The following is a 19,269-nucleotide window of genomic DNA, read 5'->3' as shown; positions in this document are numbered from 1 at the left end:
GGTTACCAGTGCAGTGTTTCGCTGTATATTATTATACATAACGTATTTTCACGGCATTTTAGCGGACGTTTAGCGTAAAATAAGGCTCATAACAGTTTCATCACATGACGAATGGATATTATGCGAAATCGCACGTTAGCTGACCTCGACCGCGTGGTGGCATTAGGGGGAGGACACGGTCTGGGCCGTGTGATGTCCGCCCTTTCACCTTTGGGTTCCCGCCTGACCGGCATTGTCACCACCACCGATAACGGGGGTTCTACCGGGCGAATACGCCGCTCTGAAGGCGGTATCGCCTGGGGCGATATGCGTAATTGCCTGAATCAGCTGATCGCCGAACCGAGCGTTGCTTCCGCCATGTTTGAGTACCGTTTTGCCGGTAACGGTGAGCTGGCAGGGCATAACCTCGGCAACCTGATGCTGAAAGCCCTCGATCACCTCAGCGTCAGGCCGTTTGAAGCTATCAATCTGATCCGCAATTTACTGAAGGTGGATGCATTCCTGATCCCGATGTCCGAGCAGCCGGTTGACCTGGTGGCGCTGGATGAGGAAGGCCATCTGATATACGGCGAAACTGAAATTGATCAGATGATACAACCGCCGCAGGAGCTGATGCTCGCCCCCAAAGTCAGCGCCACGCGTGAAGCGGTGGAGGCCATAGGCGAAGCCGATTTGATCCTGATTGGTCCGGGCAGTTTTTACACCAGCCTGATGCCTGTTCTGCTGCTGCCAGAGATTGCTCAGGCCCTGCGCCGCACGCCGGCCACGATGGTGTTTATTGGTAATCTCGGGAAAGAACTCAGCCCGGCAGCCGCGAAGCTGACGGTCACCGATAAGCTGGCCATGATGGAGAAGGCGATAGGCAAACGCGTGATTGATGCGCTGGTGCTGGGGCCAAAGGTCGACAGCAGCCAACTCGACGGGCGACTGATCATTCAGGAGCCGCTGGAAGCCGGGGATATTCCGTATCGCCACGATCGCCTGTTGCTACGTCTGGCGCTGGAGCACGCAGTGCAGGCAATGGTATAAAGACGGGGCGACCGGAAAAATTAATGTCTGATCATTCCGCTTCAGGTCTGAGGCCAGTTTGAGCACACCGGATCGGCAACTGCCGCATCCATGCGGGCCTCGTCACGCGGCGTCCCTGCCCCGTGACGTCCGGCTTACCTCAAACTGGCCCCATCCCCGCAGAACGTCTGCTCGCTGTAGGTATTACAACCCCCACCATGTGACAGTCTCTGCGGATTGATTTGAATCAGGATTTTGGATCTGGGTTTTGACCTGGATTTTGACGTTGAGGCGGCATTCAGCAGCGCTGAGGAAGCACAGTGAACCAGGACGAACCGCCAGGACGGCGGTGAGAGGGAGAGCCGGCACAGGGATGTGCCGTCACGACTGCTCCGTCGGTGAACGATGCTTGCGAAGGTATCCACGCAGTGGACGCAGCGCCTGCCGCAAAGCCCGGGTCCCCAGGGCGGCGGCGACTGGCCGCCCTGGGTCGCTCAGCCCGCGCAGCGGGAAAGCGAAACGCCCTTGACGTTGACCTGAACCATCGTGCAGGCCCGCGTCACTGGCCGACCGGAAAAGAAGGTGGCTGCAAATAATGCAGGTCTTGTTTTGTGGGGATCCCTCAGGGGTCGCCCCTACAGAATCGGGTCAGACCCTACGCTAAGATGCCGCGATAAACAGTTCGCGCACCTTGTGTAGCTGGTCGCGTACCTGGGCGGCCTCTTCGAACTCCAGATTCTGTGCATGCTTTTGCATTTGAGCTTCCAGCTGGTGGATGCGTTTCTGCAATCCACCTGGTGACAGATCAACATATTCCGGATCGTCTTCCACAATGCTGCGCCCTTTCATACTGCGCACCTTCGCTTTGTTCTTCGCCAGCCCCTGGCCCAGCTCCAGAATGTCCGCAATTTTCTTATTCAGGCCCTGCGGTACAATGCCGTTTTCCAGGTTGTGCTGCTCCTGCTTTTCACGACGCCGTTCCGTTTCGCTGATCGCACGTGCCATAGACGGCGTGATTTTATCACCGTAGAGGATCGCCTTACCGTTGAGGTTACGCGCCGCGCGGCCAATGGTCTGGATCAGTGAGCGTTCAGAGCGCAGGAAGCCCTCTTTATCCGCATCGAGGATTGCCACCAGCGACACTTCGGGCATATCCAGCCCTTCACGCAGCAGGTTAATCCCCACCAGCACATCAAACTCACCGAGGCGCAGGTCGCGGATAATCTCCACGCGCTCCACGGTATCGATATCTGAGTGCAGGTACCGCACCCGCTCGCCGTGTTCTTCCAGATACTCGGTGAGATCCTCTGCCATACGTTTGGTCAGCACCGTGACCAGCACGCGCTCGTTTATCACCACGCGTTTACGGATCTCAGACAGCAGATCGTCGACCTGCGTCCCTACCGGGCGCACCTCAATGGTCGGGTCAAGCAAGCCGGTGGGACGCACCACCTGATCCACTACGTCTCCACCCGATTTCTCCAGCTCATAGTTGCCGGGAGTCGCGGACACATAGATGGTTTGCGGCGCCAGCGCTTCAAACTCTTCAAATTTCATCGGGCGGTTATCCAGCGCTGATGGCAGGCGGAAACCGTACTCGACCAGCGTCTCTTTACGCGCCCGGTCGCCGCGATACATCCCGCCGATTTGTGGGATCGTCACGTGGGATTCATCAATGACCAGCAGGCCATCGGCGGGCAAATAGTCAAACAGCGTAGGCGGTGCCTCACCAGGGCCACGCCCGGAAAGATAGCGGGAGTAGTTTTCAATGCCCGAGCAGTAACCCAGCTCGTTCATCATCTCCAGGTCAAACTGGGTTCGCTGGCTGATTCGCTGCTCTTCCAGCAGCTTATTGTTAGCCAGCAGCACCTGTTTACGGTCAACCAGCTCCACTTTGATCTCTTCCATCGCCTGCAGAATGCGCTCACGCGGGGTCACATAGTGGGTTTTGGGGTAGATGGTATAACGCGGCACCACCGAGTCAATCTGCCCGGTTAGCGGATCGAAAATGGATAAGCGTTCGACTTCTTCATCAAACAGCTCAATGCGCAGCGCATAGTCGTCAGACTCTGCCGGGAAGATATCGATGACTTCACCGCGCACGCGGAACGTTCCGCGCTGGAAAGCCTGGTCATTGCGGGTGTATTGCAGCTCGGCCAGCCGACGCAGGATCGCGCGCTGGTCAATAACCATGCCACGTGACAGGTGCAGCATCATCTTCAAATAGAGGTCCGGGTCACCCAGGCCGTAAATTGCTGACACTGAGGCCACCACAATCACATCGCGCCGTTCGAGCAGGGCTTTGGTGGCAGAAAGACGCATCTGCTCAATGTGTTCGTTTACCGAGGCATCTTTTTCGATAAAGGTGTCAGAACTGGGGACATAGGCTTCAGGCTGGTAATAGTCGTAGTAAGAGACAAAGTACTCCACCGCGTTATCGGGGAAGAACTCTTTCATCTCGCCGTAAAGCTGCGCCGCCAGCGTCTTATTGGGTGCCAGTACCATCGTCGGCCGATTGAGATCGGCAATCACGTTGGCAATCGTAAAGGTTTTACCTGATCCGGTTACGCCCAATAACGTTTGATGCGCCAGGCCATCTTCCAGCCCCTCTTCCAGGCGGCGAATCGCTTCCGGCTGATCGCCTGAAGGTTTGAAATCGGAGTTGAGTTTAAACACTTTGCTCATAACAGGCTACCTGATGAAGAGGGACACGAACCGGACTGTAATTCTACTCTGCCGTGACGATTTTGCCAGCAAAAAAGGCTGGATAAAATCCCAGGTATTTTTCATACTGCTTCAAAGAAACGCAAAGCCGCACTTTTGCCGCCCGGTGCGCAAACGTATGCGGAAAGTGTCCGAAAGGCTTATCCCCAGATAGTTTAGCATTTTAACATTTGTCAATAGCCGCCCACCAAAAGCGCTGACGGATCAAGCCAGGATATTTACCTGTATTGATTTTAAATAACAAATTGATTTAAAAGAACTTTATCAATAAGTCGAGTTTCACACCAACCCGAGCCAAAGCCGCGTCCGCTCTCGCATTGCGCAGGTTTTCAGACGTTAATGCACAAGGTTATCCACAGGAATAGTGGATAACTGTTTTCAGCGCCTGACCCGTCTGATATGTATAAATCGTCCCCACGCTCCTGTCTGGGCGCCAAATATTTTTTTTTGCTTTTTTTTCGTCACGGAAAGGGAGCAGCTGTGCAGATAAACGGGCAAGTTATGCACCGTTTTGACCCACGGGTACCCTGCCTTTTTATCGCTTCCGATTTTCGGTTTTGCCATTTTACATGGCAGTTGCACCATGACCGTTTCACCTGCGGCACTGGCCCGGTGCAGCGTGCGGTTGACCACGAGCCATTGTTTAGCGCCGCTCACCAATAGCCGCCGTCAATGTTACCACTTTGTGTATTTTTGGCCTTTTTCCGAACTGGCCTGCTATTTGCAAGCTATATCAGTACCGCCTCACGCTTTCATTACACCAAAGCGAAAAGCGCTAAGCCGCGGGCATTTTTATCAATGCCGGACTGTTTGCCTGACGACAAAGAGCGTAAGCAAAACAGGTGCGATCGATAACTGTCTGAAGGAGAGTGTCAGATGCTCAGTTTACGTTCTATTAATCAATTTTATGGGCAAAACCACATTCTGTGGGACGTTGACCTGGATCTGCAACCGGGCACCTGCACCGGCATTATCGGCCAGCCGGGAATGGGTAAAACCACGCTGGTGAACTGCATTATGGGACACCTGCCCATCAACAGCGGTTCCATGATCTGGCAGGAAGATAACGGCCCGCCGCAGGATCTGTTACTGCAACCGGTAGAGAAACGCGCCTCGCTGGGCATTGGCTATGTGCCGCAGGGGCGCCAGATTTTTTCGCAGATGACCATTGAAGAGAACCTGCAAATTGCCCTGCTGGCAGGGGCGGGGATGGCGCGCCATCGCGCAATCCCGCCGATGGTTTACGATCTGTTTCCGGCGCTTTACTCTCTGCGCCACCAGCGCAGCGGCGAGCTGCCGATTGGCCAGCAACAGCAACTGGCGCTGGCTCGTGCGCTGGTACTCCAACCGAAGCTGCTGATTCTGGATGAGCCGACGGAGGGGATGTCACCCTGGCTGGAAGAGGAGATGGGCAATCTGATCCATCGTCTGAATCACGACTTCGGCATGACGATTCTGTTGCTGGAGCAGCGCCTGTCGTTTATTCGCCGCGTGGCCGATTACTTCCTGCTGCTGCATCGCGGGCGCAATGTCGCCCATGGCAAAGTTGCCCAACTGGACGACAGCATGGTGAATACATGGCTGACGGTGTAATGACGACGGGTCGACCGGAAAAAAGGGTCTCCCCCTACAGGATATCGTAGGGGCGGCCCCTGTTTTCTGGTCCGCCAGTCAGCATCAAGGTAGCGTAATAAAGCGCCCTAAATCCTCTCTCCCCTGCCCGATCAGATGCGGGATCTCACCCAGTAACGGTGCGGGTATACGTTGTTTCAGCGTAGCCAGATATTCCTGATGCCGTTGACCCGGCGGCTGAATACCGTTCGCAATCCATCCTGCCAGCGGTAAACAGGCAGACTGTACCGCCAGTACGGTCAGCAGCGCATGGTTGATACATCCCAGCTTCATCCCCACCACCAGAATCACCGGCAGCTGCATCTGCTGCACCCAATCGGCAAACGTCAGGGTGTCCGACAGCGGCGTAAACCAGCCACCGGCCCCCTCCGTCAGCACCCAATCCGCCTGCTGTGCCACCGCATCAAGCCCGTCAGAAAGCTGCTGTGCAGTAATCGTCCGCTGCTCCACGGCACTGATAATATGCGGTGAGGTCGGTTCAACAAAGGCCAGCGGATTCACCACATCGTAGTGTAGCCTGACCGCGCTGTTACGTTGCAATGCCAGGGCATCTTCATTACGAATCCCCTCCGGGGTCATCTCACTGCCGGAGGCGACCGGCTTATAGCCTGCGCAGCGATAGCCCGCAGCCCGTGCCGCCTGGAGTAATGCACAGCTGGCTACGGTTTTCCCCACTTCAGTATCCGTTCCGGTCACAAACCAGCGTTTACTCACGTTCCATCACTCCTGAAACCAGTTGATAACTGAGCAGGCAACCGCGCGCATCGCGCGGCCAGACCTGCTCAAGCTGTTGCAGCTGTCCACGGCTCAGCGGCCGTTCATCGCGCCCCTGATGCAGATGAGTGGCACCGATGCCTTTTAACGAACGCAGCAGGCTAAGGACATCCGGGAAGGCCAGCGTCAGCGTATAAGGGATCAGCGTCAAAGCACTTCCCGCCGCCGCCTGTTCAATCCTGCTCAGGCTGGCAAACGCGTTAACCGGTGCCGCCCGTCCGAGCACCTGCCAGGCCTGCTGCACTTCAGCAAGTGACCCGGCGGCAAGCGTAGAGAACAGCACCTGACCGCCCGGTTTCGTCACCCGTTGCAGCTCACGCAGCGCTTGTGACAAATCGCCGCACCACTGAACGGCCAGATTGCTCCAGCTGCGGTCAAAGCGGGCATCGGCAAACGGCAGCGCTTCGATATCGCCGGGCAGGTAATGGTCCGCTGCGTGGTTGTTCGCTGCCTGCTGGAGCATTTTTTCCGACAGATCCAGTGCCGTGACCTGATGCCCGGCAGCACGCCAGCGCTGGCTGAACCAGCCGGTGCCACAGCCAGCATCCAGTACCTGGAGTGTGTGACCGGGGCGTGCCAGCGCCATCAGATGTTGACCGCACTGACGCTGAAGATCCGCATGTTGGTTATAGCAGTGTGCCGCGCGCCCGAAGGCTGCCGCTACGGCCTGCTTATCAACGGTTTGCTGCATGGAGAGCCTCCAGAAGCCGATTGATATCCTCAGTGCGATGAGCCGCACTCAGCGTGATACGCAGACGTGACGTCCCCGGTGGCACGGTGGGAGGACGGATAGCGCTGACCCAGCAGCCGCGTTCACGCAGCCGCTGCGATAACGTCAGCGCTGCCTGTTCATCACCGACCATCAGGGGCTGGATGGCACTGTCGGAGGGGGCCAGTGACCAGGACAAACCTGCCGCCTGCTGGCGGAAGTAGTGAATGTTGGCCGACAGCTGCTCGCGCAGACCATCGCCTTGCCGGATGCAGCCGAGGGCCGCCTGCAGTGCGCAGACCTGCGCAGGCGGCATCGCGGTGCTGTAAATCAGGTGACGGGCAAACTGCAGCAGGTACTCGGCAGTCTCCTCATTGCACAGCACCGCTGCGCCGCTGACGCCAAAGGCTTTGCCGAAGGTGACAATAAGCAGCTCCGGTTTCACCCCCTGCTGCCAGCAACTGCCGCGCCCCTGCTCACCGCAGACGCCGACACCATGCGCATCATCCACCAGCAACCAGCCGCCCTGCGCCTGAGAGAGCTGGTGCAGTTCTGCCAGCGGGGCACGGTCGCCGTCCATGCTAAAAATGCCCTCAGTGACCACCAGCGTTTCACCGCTCGCTGGCAACGTCAGCAACTGCGCCAGCGCCGAGGGCTGATTATGGGCGAAGCGCCGCAGCGTGGCCGGGTTAAAGCTGGCGGCTTCAAGCAGTGAGGCATGGCACAGCTTATCGGCGAAGATCCGGTCATTTTTTGCCATCATCGTTGTGACAATCGCCTGGTTCGCCGCAAATCCAGAAATAAACAGCAATCCGCGATCGTATCCCAGCCAGTCGGCCAGCTCACTTTCCAGCGCAGCCTGAGGGGCACGATAACCGGTCACATGCGCCGATCCCCCAGCCCCAACGCCATAGCGTGCAGCGCCCTGCTGCCATGCGCTGATGATGCGCGGGTCGTGGCTTAATCCGAGGTAATCATTCGCAGAGAAGTTCAGATAGTCCTGCCCCGCCACCCGCAGGCTGCGTGCATCTGCTTGCTGGCTGAGGTGGCGCTGGCGGTACTGTCCACTGCTGCGTCGGGCGGTCAGTGCCTGTTCAATACGCTGTGACCAGCTCATTACAGCGCCGCGTTGTAGAACAGGTCGGTATCCGCAGTCATCAACTGGGCTGCCAGCGCCTGTTGCTGCTCGTTATCCCCGCTTTCCGTCTCCGTATGCTGCGGGTTCAGGCCCAGCTTGCGGAACAACACCCGGTCTTTGTCCTCTTCCGGGTTTGGCGTGGTCAGCAGCTTGCAGCCGTAGAAAATCGAATTGGCTCCGGCCATAAAGCACATCGCCTGGGTTTGCTCACTCATCTGTTCACGCCCGGCAGAGAGACGTATATGGGAACGCGGCATCATGATGCGCGCCACCGCAATGGTGCGTACAAAATCGAAGGGATCGACGTCATCGTTATCCGCCAGCGGGGTGCCTTTGACTTTGACCAGCATATTGATTGGCACGCTCTCCGGCGGGGTTGGCAGGTTGGCCAGCTGCACCAGCAGGCCAGCACGATCGCTGACTGTTTCTCCCAGCCCGACGATGCCACCGGAACAGACTTTGATTCCGGCATCGCGCACTTTGCCCAACGTATCCAGTCGCTCCTGATAGCTACGGGTGGTGATGATGCTGCCGTAAAACTCCGGCGAGGTATCCAGGTTATGGTTATAAAAATCCAGCCCGGCATGCGCCAGTCGCTGCGCCTGCTGCTCGCTCAAGGTGCCCAGCGTCATGCAGGTCTCCATCCCCATCGCTTTTACCCCCTGCACCATCTGCTCCAGGTAAGGCATATCGCGCTCGTGCGGATTTTTCCATGCGGCGCCCATGCAGAAGCGTCCGGACCCGGCCGCGTTAGCTTTGCGCGCCGAGCTGAGCACTTCCTCCACTTCCATCAGGCGTTCGGAGGTTAACCCGGTTTTATAACGCGAGCTTTGCGGACAGTATTTACAGTCTTCCGGGCAGGCCCCGGTTTTGATCGACAGCAGCGTGCTGACCTGCACCTGGCGCGGGTCAAAGTGCTGGCGATGGATTTGCTGCGCCTCAAACATCAGTTCGAGAAAAGGTTTATCAAACAGCGCCTGTGCCTGAGAAAGGGTCCAACGAGTTGCCATTGCTTGCTCCAAAAAAGTCTGTCATTTGTCTTCACGGCCTGGTTATACTTGTAAACTAAATTTTTTATTTTTGGTTTACAAGTGATTTTATGACCCCTGACGATCTCGCCTTTGACCGTGAGCATATCTGGCACCCTTACACTTCCATGAGCCAGCCGCTTCCCTGCTACCCGGTGGTCGCTGCCGCTGGCACCTCGCTGGAACTGGCGGATGGCCGCCAGCTGGTGGACGGCATGTCCTCGTGGTGGGCGGCGATCCACGGCTACAACCATCCGCGTCTCAACCAGGCGTTACAGACGCAGATGGCGCAGATGTCCCATGTGATGTTCGGCGGCGTCACGCATCCGGCGGCGGTTGCGCTGTGCCGTCGCCTGGTGGCGATGACGCCACAGAATCTGACGTGCGTATTCCTGGCAGACTCGGGGTCCGTCGCCGTTGAAGTGTCGATGAAAATGGCCTTGCAGTACTGGCAGGCGAAGGGCGAAAAACGCCAGCGTTTCCTCACCCTGCGTAACGGCTATCATGGCGATACCTTTGCGGCGATGTCGGTGTGCGACCCGCAAAACTCCATGCACAGCCTGTATCAGGGCTATCTGCCGGAGCATCTTTTTGCACCCGCGCCGCCGCGTTTCGATCAACCGTGGCAGGCACAGGATGCCGATGCGCTGGAATCGTTGATTGTTGAGCATCATCGCCAGCTGGCGGCGGTGATCCTCGAACCTATCGTGCAGGGTGCAGGCGGCATGCGCTTTTATCATCCGCGCTATCTGCAACGGATGCGTGAGCTGTGTGACCGCTATCAGCTGTTGCTGATCGCCGATGAGATCGCGACCGGATTTGGCCGTACCGGCAAGTTGTTCGCCTGTGAACATGCGGCCATCAGCCCGGACATTCTCTGCGTGGGGAAAGCGCTGACCGGCGGCACCATGACGCTCTCAGCAGCCCTGACGACACGCCAGGTAGCAGACACCATCAGCAACGGCGCCGCCGGTTGCTTTATGCACGGTCCAACATTTATGGGCAATCCGCTGGCCTGCGCCGTGGCATCAGAAAGCCTCGCCATCTTGCAGGAGAACCACTGGCAGGCGCAGGTGGCAAACATTGAGCGGCAGCTACGTGCGGCGCTGTTACCCCTGAGCACACAGCCGGAAGTGGCCGATGTGCGGGTGCTGGGAGCGATTGGCGTGGTGGAGACGCACAGAACCGTCAATATGGCGGCGATGCAGCAATTCTTTGTTGAACAGGGCGTGTGGATCCGGCCTTTTGGTCGGTTGATTTACCTGATGCCGCCTTACGTCATCACACCACAGGCGCTGACACAGCTCATCGACGCCGTCAGTGCCGCCATCGCACATCCTGCCCTGTTTAATTGTTAACAATGGAGGCAGTCTCCAGGCAGCCGTCAGCGTGATGCGCTACGCTTTTACCAGGTTTTGCGCGGCCTGCTGCCGCAAACAGGAGATAACATGCCACAAGATAAACAGACCAACCGTCAGCTGCTGCTGGCTTCCCGCCCGCACGGCGCACCGACCACAGCGAACTTCCGCCTCGAAGCGCAGCACGTTCCCGAACCCGCTGCCGGGCAGGTGCTGTTGCGCACTGTCTGGCTCTCGCTCGATCCCTATATGCGTGGACGCATGAGCGATGCCCCTTCCTATGTGCCACCCGTTGCCCTTAATGAGGTGATGTGTGGCGGAACCGTATCGATTGTTGAGCGCTCTGAGCACGCGGATTTTGCCGCCGGGGACTGGGTGCTCAGCTACAGCGGCTGGCAGGACTTCGCGCTCTCCACTGGAGAAGGGCTGGTGAAACTCAGCGGCCCGGTGCTGAAGCATCCGTCCTGGGCGCTGGGGATGCTCGGAATGCCGGGCTTTACCGCCTATATGGGACTGCTGGATATCGGTAATCCTCAGGCGGGAGAAACCGTGGTGGTCGCTGCCGCGACAGGCGCCGTTGGCTCACTCGTTGGCCAGATTGCCAAACTGAAAGGCTGCCACGTGGTGGGCATTGCAGGCGGTGCGGAGAAATGCCGCTACGCCGAAGACGTGCTGGGCTTTGATCGCTGCCTCGATCATCGTGATGACAACCTGGCCGAACAGCTGAGCCGCCATTGCGCCGATGGCATTGACGTCTATTTCGAAAGCGTAGGCGGTAAAGTGTTTGATGCCGTTTTGCCGCTGATGAACACCAAAGGACGTATTCCGGTCTGTGGTCTGATTGCGGACTATAACAGCACCGGTCAGCACGCCGGACCGGACCGTCTGCCGCTGCTGCAAAGCGCTATCCTGAAAAAACGCCTGCGTGTTGAGGGCTTTATCATTACTCAGGATTATGGCCACCGCTTTGATGAGTTCTTCCGCCAGATGAGCCAGTGGGTGGCTGAAGAGCGCCTGGTGTTCCGTGAAGATATTATCGACGGGCTGGATAATGCGCCGGAGGCGTTTATCGGTATGCTGGAAGGGAAAAACTTCGGCAAGTTGGTGGTGCGTGTGGCAGGAGATAAACCGTCATGAAGCTATTAATGGTATTAACCTCGCACGATAAACTGGGCGATACCGGCCATAAAACCGGTTTCTGGCTGGAAGAGTTTGTTGCGCCTTATTATGTTTTCCGTGATGCCGGGATCACCGTAGAGCTGGCTTCTCCGCTGGGCGGACAACCCCCGCTCGATCCGGTCAGCGACGAGCCGGATGCGCAAACCCGCGACACCGAACGTTTTCGCAGTGACGTGGAGGCACAGCAGGCGCTGGCCCATACGCAACGTCTGGAGACTATCGACGCCAGCGAGTTTGATGCGGTGTTCTATCCTGGCGGGCATGGCCCGCTGTGGGATCTGGCCGAGAATGCCGACAGTATTCAGCTGATCGAAACGCTGTTTGCCAATGGTAAACCAGTGGGTACCGTCTGCCATGCGCCGGGCGTACTGCGTCATACCAAAAAACCCGATGGCACGCCCATTGTTGCCGGGAAAAGGGTGACCGGGTTTACCAACAGCGAAGAAGCCGCCGTTGGCCTGACGAATGTGGTACCTTTTCTGGTCGAGGACGAGCTGAAGAAGCTTGGCGGTCAGTTTGAACACACTGATAACTGGGGTGTTTATGTGCTGACCGATGGCCACCTGGTCACCGGACAAAATCCGGCCTCTTCCGCAGCGGCGGCCGAAGAGCTGCTGAAGCTACTACACCAATAAATGGGAGATGACATGAAATTAAGCAGCCAGAATTTTAACGACGGAGATAAGTTGCCGGAACGCCAGGTGCTGAATGCCATGGGTTACCAGGGTGATAATCTGTCGCCACATCTGGCCTGGGACGATGTTCCCGCTGGGACAAAAAGTTTTGTGGTGACCTGTTACGATCCTGATGCTCCTACCGGTTCTGGCTGGTGGCACTGGGTGGTAGCAAATCTGCCCGCCGAGACGCGCGAACTTCCCGAAGGCGCAGGTTCCGGCAAAGTGGATCTGCCAACGAGCTCAGTGCAGACGCGCACGGATTTCGGCAGCGCGGGCTACGGCGGCGCGGCCCCCCCAAAAGGCGAATCCCACCGCTATATCTTCACCGTGCATGCCATTGACGTTGAAGCGCTGGAAGTGGATGAGAACGCCAGCGGCGCCTTGGTAGGCTTTAACGTGCATTTCCATTCGCTCGGTAGCGCATCCATAACGGCGATGTATTCATAATTTTCCGGGTGAGAGGCGGGGGCGTTTCCCTTCCGGCGCAATGCCCCCGCCTCACTATTACTCTAAAGCCTTGACTATTTGCATGGCGACTTTCACCCGCAAGGTGTTGGGATAGTTTTTATTCGCCAGCATGACAATACCGATCTGTTTTTGCGGGATAAAGGCCACATAGGCTCCAAAGCCCCCCGTAGCACCCGTTTTGTGTACCCATGATGCCTTCACCCGTGGATGAGATTGCGCATCCCGCACCTGCTGGGGCCCCAGAGCCACCGGACTATCAGCGCCTCTGATGGCCAGCGTTGACTGTTCTGGCCAGTCAAGCATCTCCCAGCCAAGCCCCTGATATAACGCATCAGTGCGATAATAACGCGTCTGGGCAAGTACCAACCCCTGCTGCAATGTCTTATCCCCGACCTGTTGAGGATTCATATTGGCCTGCATCCAGCGCAACATATCTTTTATGGACGACTTCACACCGTAGGATTCGGCATCCAGCATGCCAGGCGATACGCGGACGGGTTTCCCATCGCGATAACCCCACGCATAAGCATTTTCGCTGACTTCTGGTACGGTAATAAATGTGTGTGTGAGTTTTAGTGGCGTCAATACACGCTGCTGCATCACCTGTTCAAAGGAGAGTCCCGTTGGCTTTACTGCCAGCATGCCAAAAAGTCCGATACTGCTATTCGCATACTGCCGCGTCTTTACCGGAGCCCACTGAGGTTGCCACTGTTGATAGAAGTTTTTCAGCCCGTCTTCATCCGTAACGGCATCCGGAACCTGGAGGGGCAAGCCACCTGCCGTATACGTTGCAAGTTGCAGTAGCGTAATGTTGCGCCACTGTGGAAGATTAAGTGCCGGCCAGTATTGACTGGCACGATCGTTCAGCGCGATCTCACCTTTTGCCACCGCCACGCCCCCCAGCACACCGGTGAACGTTTTACTCACCGAACCCAGTTCAAAAAGGGTGTCCTGAGTCACCGGGAGATGCTGCTCTTTATCTGCCATACCCCAGGTAAAATAGTATGGTTTGCCTTTTACCAGGACCGCCACTGCCATACCCGGAATGTTTTGCTGATCGATAAGGGGTTTAATCGCCTGGCGGACCGTTGTTTCCACATCAGGAGCCGCTACGGCACCCAATGAGTATGCCGATGCCAGCACAGCCACCATCACAGCCTGAGAACGTAATTTCACTGTTTCTAACCTTCCATATTCTTGAACAGCAGTCAGTTTGACGGGTTTGACAAACAGCAACAAACTGTTAATTTTTACACCTGATAAAAGAAAATCTTACAGGTAAATCCGTGACCCGTCCTTACATCCCCCTCAATGCGCTAAGAGCATTTGAAGCAGCTGCACGCCATCTAAGTTTTACTAACGCAGCCGTTGAACTGAATGTAACGCATGCGGCCGTGAGCCAGCAGGTAAAGTCGCTTGAACAGCAGTTGGGCTGCTCGTTATTTATCCGTGTTGCTCGCGGTCTGATGCTGACCACGGAAGGCGAGAATTTGTTACCGGTCCTAAACGAGTCTTTTGATCGTATTGCCAATACGCTGGACCGTTTCTCTGCGGGTAAAATGCGCGAAAAATTAAAAGTGGGGGCGGTTGGCTCCTTTGCTACCGGTTTGCTGTTGCCGCGCCTGGAGGATTTCAACCACCGGCATCCGCATATTGAGCTGCAACTGTCCACACACAATAATCGCGTTGACCCCGCAGCCGAAGGTCACGATTACACCATCCGCTTCGGCAGCGGTGCCTGGCACGGCACCGAGGCGACGTTAATTTGTGATGCCCCGTTTTCACCGCTCTGTCATCCCACGATAGCCCGTCAGTTGCAGCAACCGGCGGATGTGCATAAATTTACGCTGTTGCGGTCATTTCGTCGTGATGAGTGGAGTCACTGGTTGCACAGTCTTAACGAACCCCCACCTTCTCCCTCACATCCGGTGATGATTTTCGACTCTTCGCTGACGATGATCGAGGCTGCCTTGTTGGGAGCAGGCATTGCGCTGGCGCCGGTTAAGATCTTTCATCACCTGCTACAAACAGAGAAGATTGTTCGCCCTTTTGACGCTGAAATCCACCTTGGAGGCTATTGGTTGACACGCTTACAGTCCCAGCCAGAAAGTGAGGCAATGACGATGTTTTCCGACTGGCTTAACAGGCAGTTTAAAGAGAGTTAATGAGGAGTAAGCGGCCCTGCCAGATGATCACCCGCAGAATCAATGCTCCTGGCCAATATGATTACTCCTGGCGTTTTCTTTTTAAGATGAGTCCATTATACTGAAGGATGTAAACCCCGCCACTAACGGTGAAACTTGCAGGGCTATTTATATTATGGCCAATTGTTATCACTTTGTTTTTATCAATACAGTTGATAGGAGGAGGCATATCATCAAAACATAGACTATCATATCCATCCCCTTCTTTATAACCATCGCCAAAATCCCACAGTATCACATGATATCGCCCATCCTCACTTGGTCTGGGAATATTGTATTTTTCTTTTAATATCGCTTTATTTTTTAACCACCATTTTATTTTTCCTTCATCTGTAAAAGGATAGTCTTTAACTAAAACCTCACTATAGTTACCGTCCTGATGGACAGCGATAATTTTCACTGAACGCAGTGATAACCATAATAAAATCCCACTCAGCATAATTACCACCGACAGGGTAAGCATTCTTTTCTTAGACATCTTCAACATTACGATCCCCTGTAATTTCGATAGTAGCTTCCATATTGGTCATAAACGGTTTAAAAGCAAACTTACTGTAACGTTGAAGGACAAACCAGATACGAAATAAATTGAAATTTCTGTATTTCCAATTTTGGACATCCTGGCTATCCAACCCAAAATGGTCCTGGATTTTATAATGTACAACAGCGCGAAAACGATCACCTTCGATTCTTAGTGATTTAATACTGATCTGGGTGGCCCAGGTATCATGTACGCTAATTCCCATACCGTTGAACCTGTCTTGAATGCGATCAAATTTTGGCAATTTTCCTTTACCTATAGCTTTAGTCAGTTCATCTTTCATATTCAACGGGTAATAACCATTTCTCCAGTCAATTTTTTCTATTAATGTCGTTTGTAATAATAATCGTGAACTGTTTTCATCTGATCTATCAGTCAATATCTGTTCCCTCAGCGCTGAATCCAGCCTCGAACTGCTAAAATCCAGACCCTTTTTATACTGCATATGGGTAATCATCTCGATAATATTATTTTTATACGGTCCGTAAAAAGAGAACGTTTTTGAGCACGCACGGAACTCATCAAACAGGATATTGATGCACTCCTGTTTGCTAATCGACTCCGTGTGCCAAGAGGAGGACGCAGGATAAGTGGGCACATTCTGGTAATTTTTTCGTGCCAGGGTCCAGGGATCAACCCTGTCAGAGACAGTGGAAAGGCCAAAATCTCTTTTCAGCTGCTCCGCACTTAAATCACCGCAGTGCATATCCTTAGCGCCGAAGTCATCCATACGATTCTTGGTGATGAAAATGGTACAGGGAAAAGATAATGCAGACATTGAAAACACTCCTTGTTTTTTAAAATAGTCATCCTGACACTGACTTCCTGTCAGTTCTCACGCGGCATCAGAGAAAGTGTGATTATGTTGTCGACAACGTAATTTATCGATTACACTCAGTACTTCCAAATTAATTTGAGGATAAAAACCAAAAGTGCAGTACAGATCATAGTTATTGATAAATAGTAAAAACACGACTAGCACAGGGGGTATTACCACTTTGCCCTATTAAAACCAGCCATAATAAAGCCTCTGTTGAGGCCATCGCCATCATACCGACCTATTTTTTACTGATGATAATAAACTTTCATTCAATCCGTCTTTCTTTTGACGATCAGACCATTATCCTGAAGAACGTAAACTCCATCATCAAGTGTGAAATCTGTAACGTTGTATTTATCGCGACTGACGGTCATCAGTGCATTTTTATCAACACAGTTTTTGGGCGGTTTCATATCATCAAAGCACAGGCGATCATATCCATCATCCTCTTTATACCCTTCATCGAAATCCCACAATATCACATTATAACTTCCATCCGCTTCAGGCTGAGGAATATCATACTTAGCTTTTAGCATCGATTTGTTTTTTTGCCACCAGTTTATTTTCCCTTTATCCGTGAAAGGATAATCTTCTACTAAAACGATGCTATAATATTTCATCTGATGAACGGAAATAATTTTCATTGGCCGAAATCCAAGCCACAATAAACATCCACTAATAACCATTAGCAAAATTATTTTTTTAGTCCTTTTTAACATCATGCTCACCTGTAATCTCGATAGTTGTTTCCATATTGGTCATAAACGGTTTAAAACCAAACAGACTGTAGCGCTGAAGGACAAACCAGATACGAAACAAGCGAAATTTCCTGAATTTCCAATCCAGGACATCCTGGTTATCCAACCCAAAATGGTCCTGGATTTTATAATGCACAACAGCGCGAAAAAGATCACCGTCTATCCTTAGCGATTTAATATTTATCTGGGTAGCCCAGGTATCATGCACACTAATCCCCATACCATTAAACCGATCCTGAATGCGATCAAATTTTGGAAGCCTGCTTTGTCCAATAGCTGCGGTAAGTTTTCCTTTCGCTTGTAAAGGATAGTAACCATTTCCCCAGTCAATATTTTTCGTTAACGCTTTTTGTAATAACAACCGTGAACTACTTTCTCTTGAATTATCAGTCAGTATCTGCTCTCTCAGCGCCGAGTCTAACCTCGTGCTGCTAAAATTCATGCCTTTTTTATGCTGCATATGGGTAATCATATCGATAATATTATCGCGATACGGGCCGTAAAAAGAGAAGGTCTTTGCACATTCACGGAACTCATCGAACAGGATATTGATACATTCCTCTTTACTGATGGTTCCTGCTCGCCAGTAAGACGTTTGATATGCAGAGACGGGGTGATAGCTTGATCGGGTAAGCGTATAGGGATCAACCTTGTTGGAGACATCGCTGAGCTGAAAATCTCTTTTTAACTGCTCCGCACTTAAATCACCGCAGTGCATATCCTTAGCGCCGAAGTCATCCATACGATTCTTGGTGATGAAAATGGTACAGGGAAGAGATAATGCAGACATTGAAAACCTTCCTTGTATTGAAAAATAGTCATCCTGACGCTGACTTCCTGTCAGTTCTCACGCGGCATCAGAGAAAGTGTGATTATGTTGTCGACAACGTAATTTATCGATTACACTCAGTACTTCCAAATTAATATGAGGATAAAAAACAAAAGTGCAGCACAGATCATAGTTATTGATAAATGGTAAAAATACGATTGGAAAAAATATGCTATTTTTCGTTATGCTTATTTTGACACAACCCTCTTCATTATTATTTGAGTCCGTTACGCTAAGCGGTAATCAATCATCTTTAATAATGCTTCATGTGATATCGCTCTGGCCAATAAAAAAGGCCAGCCATAATACGGCCAGCCCTTGATATTTACTGCCAAAAAATTAACGCGCTTAATCCAGCTGGTGAACGACCACCCACATTGGTCCCTGCCCTACCGCATAGCGTGCCAGCGGTTGTAACAGGCCACGGTCGGCGGTGATTTTATACACTTCGATATGGTGCGACTTCTGCCCTGCTGCCACCAGGTACTGGCCGCTATGGTCGATGTTGAAACCACGCGGCTGCGTTTCCGTAGGCTGATGGCCTTCAACGGTCAGGCTATCGCCCCCGGCACTGATGCTGAACGCGGTAATAATGCTGGCGGTGCGGTCGCAACTGTACAGATGACGGCCATCTGGCGTGATATGAATATCGGCCGCCCAGCGGGTATCGCTGAAGCCTTCCGGCATCATATCCAGGCTCTGTACTTTCTCCACTTCATCTTTACTGATATCCCAGACGTCAACTGTGCTGTCCAGTTCATTCACGCAGTAGGCATAGCGCTGGTTCGGGTGGAACACCATATGGCGCGGACCGGCCCCTTTGGTGGTGTTCAGCTCAGACTGGGCACGTGGGGTCAGTTCGCCGCTGTCAGACAGGCTGAACAAGGCGATACGGTCCTGCTTCAGCGCCGGAACAAACAGTGTCTGATTGGTCAGATCGATATTGGCGGAATGACAGCCTTCCAGACCGTTCACAATCTGCGTTGGCGCACCCGGCAGGCCATCAGCACCAATCGGGCTGACGCTGACGAAAGCATCGTTATAAGAGCCGACGAAAATGAAGCGCCCCTGGCGGTCGGTAGAGATATGCGTCGGGCTGCCTGTGAGCGGTGCATGGCCTGCTTCTTTCAGTTTACCTTCGGCATCAATGCGATAGGCGACCACACGGAAATCCGGGCGCACGCCGACATAAAGAAACTTTTTGTCCGGGCTGACCACCATCGGCTGCACCTGGCCTGGGGCATCAACCACCTGCAACAACGTCAGTGCGCCGTCATCATTCAGCTGCCAGGCGTGGATCTGATGGCTCTCAGGGCTGGCGGTATAAACAACTTGTTTCATGAATGCTCCTTGTTCTGAACGGGAAATCGGTAAGTGGCTTTTCTCTTCATCTTCGGATGATGCTTTCTCTCTGTGCCGCCA

The 19,269-nt window shown here is 53.7% G+C and carries 18 protein-coding genes; 7 read left to right on the top strand and 11 right to left on the bottom strand.

Annotation, left to right across the window (positions count from 1 at the left end; all coding sequences use genetic code 11):
* Positions 1-120 precede the first annotated feature (120 nt).
* A complete protein-coding gene (locus WH279_RS03385) occupies positions 121-1,029 on the top strand; it encodes a gluconeogenesis factor YvcK family protein (RefSeq protein WP_339455013.1) in 909 nt (302 codons plus the stop codon).
* A 639-nt stretch (positions 1,030-1,668) separates the two neighbouring features.
* On the opposite strand, the gene uvrB is transcribed toward WH279_RS03385, so the two are convergent.
* Positions 1,669-3,693 carry an excinuclease ABC subunit UvrB gene (gene uvrB / locus WH279_RS03380; protein ID WP_133841179.1) on the bottom strand — a complete coding sequence of 675 codons (2,025 nt, stop codon included), beginning with the start codon at positions 3,691-3,693 and terminating at the stop codon, positions 1,669-1,671.
* A 915-nt stretch (positions 3,694-4,608) separates the two neighbouring features.
* Here uvrB and WH279_RS03375 point away from each other — a divergent pair.
* Positions 4,609-5,325 (top strand): ABC transporter ATP-binding protein, encoded by a 717-nt coding sequence (locus tag WH279_RS03375; RefSeq protein ID WP_200640967.1) that lies wholly within the window; start codon positions 4,609-4,611, stop codon positions 5,323-5,325.
* Positions 5,326-5,409: 84 nt separating this feature from the next.
* Here the strand turns inward: WH279_RS03375 and bioD are convergent, their stop codons facing one another.
* From bioD to bioB, 4 genes are read right to left on the bottom strand one after another with little or no spacing between them, the layout of a single operon-like run.
* Positions 5,410-6,078 (bottom strand): dethiobiotin synthase, encoded by a 669-nt coding sequence (gene bioD / locus WH279_RS03370; protein WP_339455012.1) that lies wholly within the window; start codon positions 6,076-6,078, stop codon positions 5,410-5,412.
* Positions 6,071-6,829 (bottom strand): malonyl-ACP O-methyltransferase BioC, encoded by a 759-nt coding sequence (gene bioC, locus WH279_RS03365; protein WP_339455011.1) that lies wholly within the window; start codon positions 6,827-6,829, stop codon positions 6,071-6,073. Before bioC ends, bioD begins: the two co-directional genes overlap by 8 nt.
* Positions 6,813-7,964 (bottom strand): 8-amino-7-oxononanoate synthase, encoded by a 1,152-nt coding sequence (gene bioF / locus WH279_RS03360; protein WP_339455010.1) that lies wholly within the window; start codon positions 7,962-7,964, stop codon positions 6,813-6,815. The genes bioC and bioF overlap by 17 nt, the downstream gene beginning before the upstream one ends.
* Positions 7,964-8,995, bottom strand: coding sequence for a biotin synthase BioB (bioB, locus tag WH279_RS03355; RefSeq protein WP_339455009.1), 1,032 nt, complete (start codon positions 8,993-8,995; stop codon positions 7,964-7,966). Before bioB ends, bioF begins: the two co-directional genes overlap by 1 nt.
* 89 nt (positions 8,996-9,084) lie before the next feature.
* Here bioB and bioA point away from each other — a divergent pair, with 89 nt between their 5' ends.
* The 4 genes from bioA to WH279_RS03335 all read left to right on the top strand — a co-directional run bounded on the left by bioA (position 9,085) and on the right by WH279_RS03335 (position 12,674).
* Entirely contained in the window at positions 9,085-10,371 is a 1,287-nt protein-coding gene (gene bioA, locus WH279_RS03350) for an adenosylmethionine--8-amino-7-oxononanoate transaminase (RefSeq protein WP_339455008.1), read from the top strand.
* Positions 10,372-10,461: 90 nt separating this feature from the next.
* Complete coding sequence (locus WH279_RS03345; protein WP_339455007.1) at positions 10,462-11,508, top strand: NADP-dependent oxidoreductase; 1,047 nt, start codon at positions 10,462-10,464, stop codon at positions 11,506-11,508.
* Positions 11,505-12,185, top strand: a complete 681-nt coding sequence (locus WH279_RS03340; protein ID WP_339455006.1) for a type 1 glutamine amidotransferase domain-containing protein — start codon at positions 11,505-11,507, stop codon at positions 12,183-12,185. Before WH279_RS03345 ends, WH279_RS03340 begins: the two co-directional genes overlap by 4 nt.
* A 12-nt stretch (positions 12,186-12,197) precedes the next feature.
* The gene (locus tag WH279_RS03335; RefSeq protein WP_171149346.1) at positions 12,198-12,674 is read left to right on the top strand and encodes a kinase inhibitor; all 477 of its coding nucleotides are present in this window, start codon (positions 12,198-12,200) and stop codon (positions 12,672-12,674) included.
* A gap of 57 nt (positions 12,675-12,731) precedes the next feature.
* On the opposite strand, the gene ampC is transcribed toward WH279_RS03335, so the two are convergent.
* Complete coding sequence (ampC, locus tag WH279_RS03330) at positions 12,732-13,847, bottom strand: class C beta-lactamase (protein ID WP_445235267.1); 1,116 nt, start codon at positions 13,845-13,847, stop codon at positions 12,732-12,734.
* A 134-nt stretch (positions 13,848-13,981) separates the two neighbouring features.
* Between ampC and ampR the strand changes: the two genes are divergently transcribed.
* Positions 13,982-14,860: a LysR family transcriptional regulator AmpR gene (ampR, locus tag WH279_RS03325; RefSeq protein WP_339455004.1), complete on the top strand. Its 879-nt coding sequence runs from the start codon at positions 13,982-13,984 to the stop codon at positions 14,858-14,860.
* Positions 14,861-14,921: 61 nt separating this feature from the next.
* On the opposite strand, the gene WH279_RS03320 is transcribed toward ampR, so the two are convergent.
* From WH279_RS03320 to pgl, 5 genes are all read right to left on the bottom strand, one after another.
* Entirely contained in the window at positions 14,922-15,377 is a 456-nt protein-coding gene (locus tag WH279_RS03320) for a DUF943 family protein (protein ID WP_445235266.1), read from the bottom strand.
* Entirely contained in the window at positions 15,370-16,218 is an 849-nt protein-coding gene (locus tag WH279_RS03315; RefSeq protein ID WP_339455002.1) for a YPO3983 family protein, read from the bottom strand. The genes WH279_RS03320 and WH279_RS03315 overlap by 8 nt, the downstream gene beginning before the upstream one ends.
* 311 nt (positions 16,219-16,529) lie before the next feature.
* On the bottom strand, positions 16,530-16,982 hold the full coding sequence (locus tag WH279_RS03310) for a DUF943 family protein (RefSeq protein ID WP_445235216.1): 453 nt from the start codon (positions 16,980-16,982) through the stop codon (positions 16,530-16,532).
* On the bottom strand, positions 16,963-17,808 hold the full coding sequence (locus tag WH279_RS03305; protein ID WP_339455001.1) for a YPO3983 family protein: 846 nt from the start codon (positions 17,806-17,808) through the stop codon (positions 16,963-16,965). The genes WH279_RS03310 and WH279_RS03305 overlap by 20 nt, the downstream gene beginning before the upstream one ends.
* Positions 17,809-18,195: 387 nt before the next feature.
* Complete coding sequence (gene pgl / locus WH279_RS03300) at positions 18,196-19,188, bottom strand: 6-phosphogluconolactonase (RefSeq protein WP_339455000.1); 993 nt, start codon at positions 19,186-19,188, stop codon at positions 18,196-18,198.
* Positions 19,189-19,269 lie beyond the last annotated feature (81 nt).

This window comes from Erwinia sp. MYb375, assembly GCF_037479175.1.
Classification (GTDB): Bacteria; Pseudomonadota; Gammaproteobacteria; order Enterobacterales; family Enterobacteriaceae; genus Erwinia; species Erwinia rhapontici.
The sequence above is the reverse complement of the archived record's forward strand: the minus strand, read 5'-3'. Positions and strand labels throughout refer to the sequence as shown.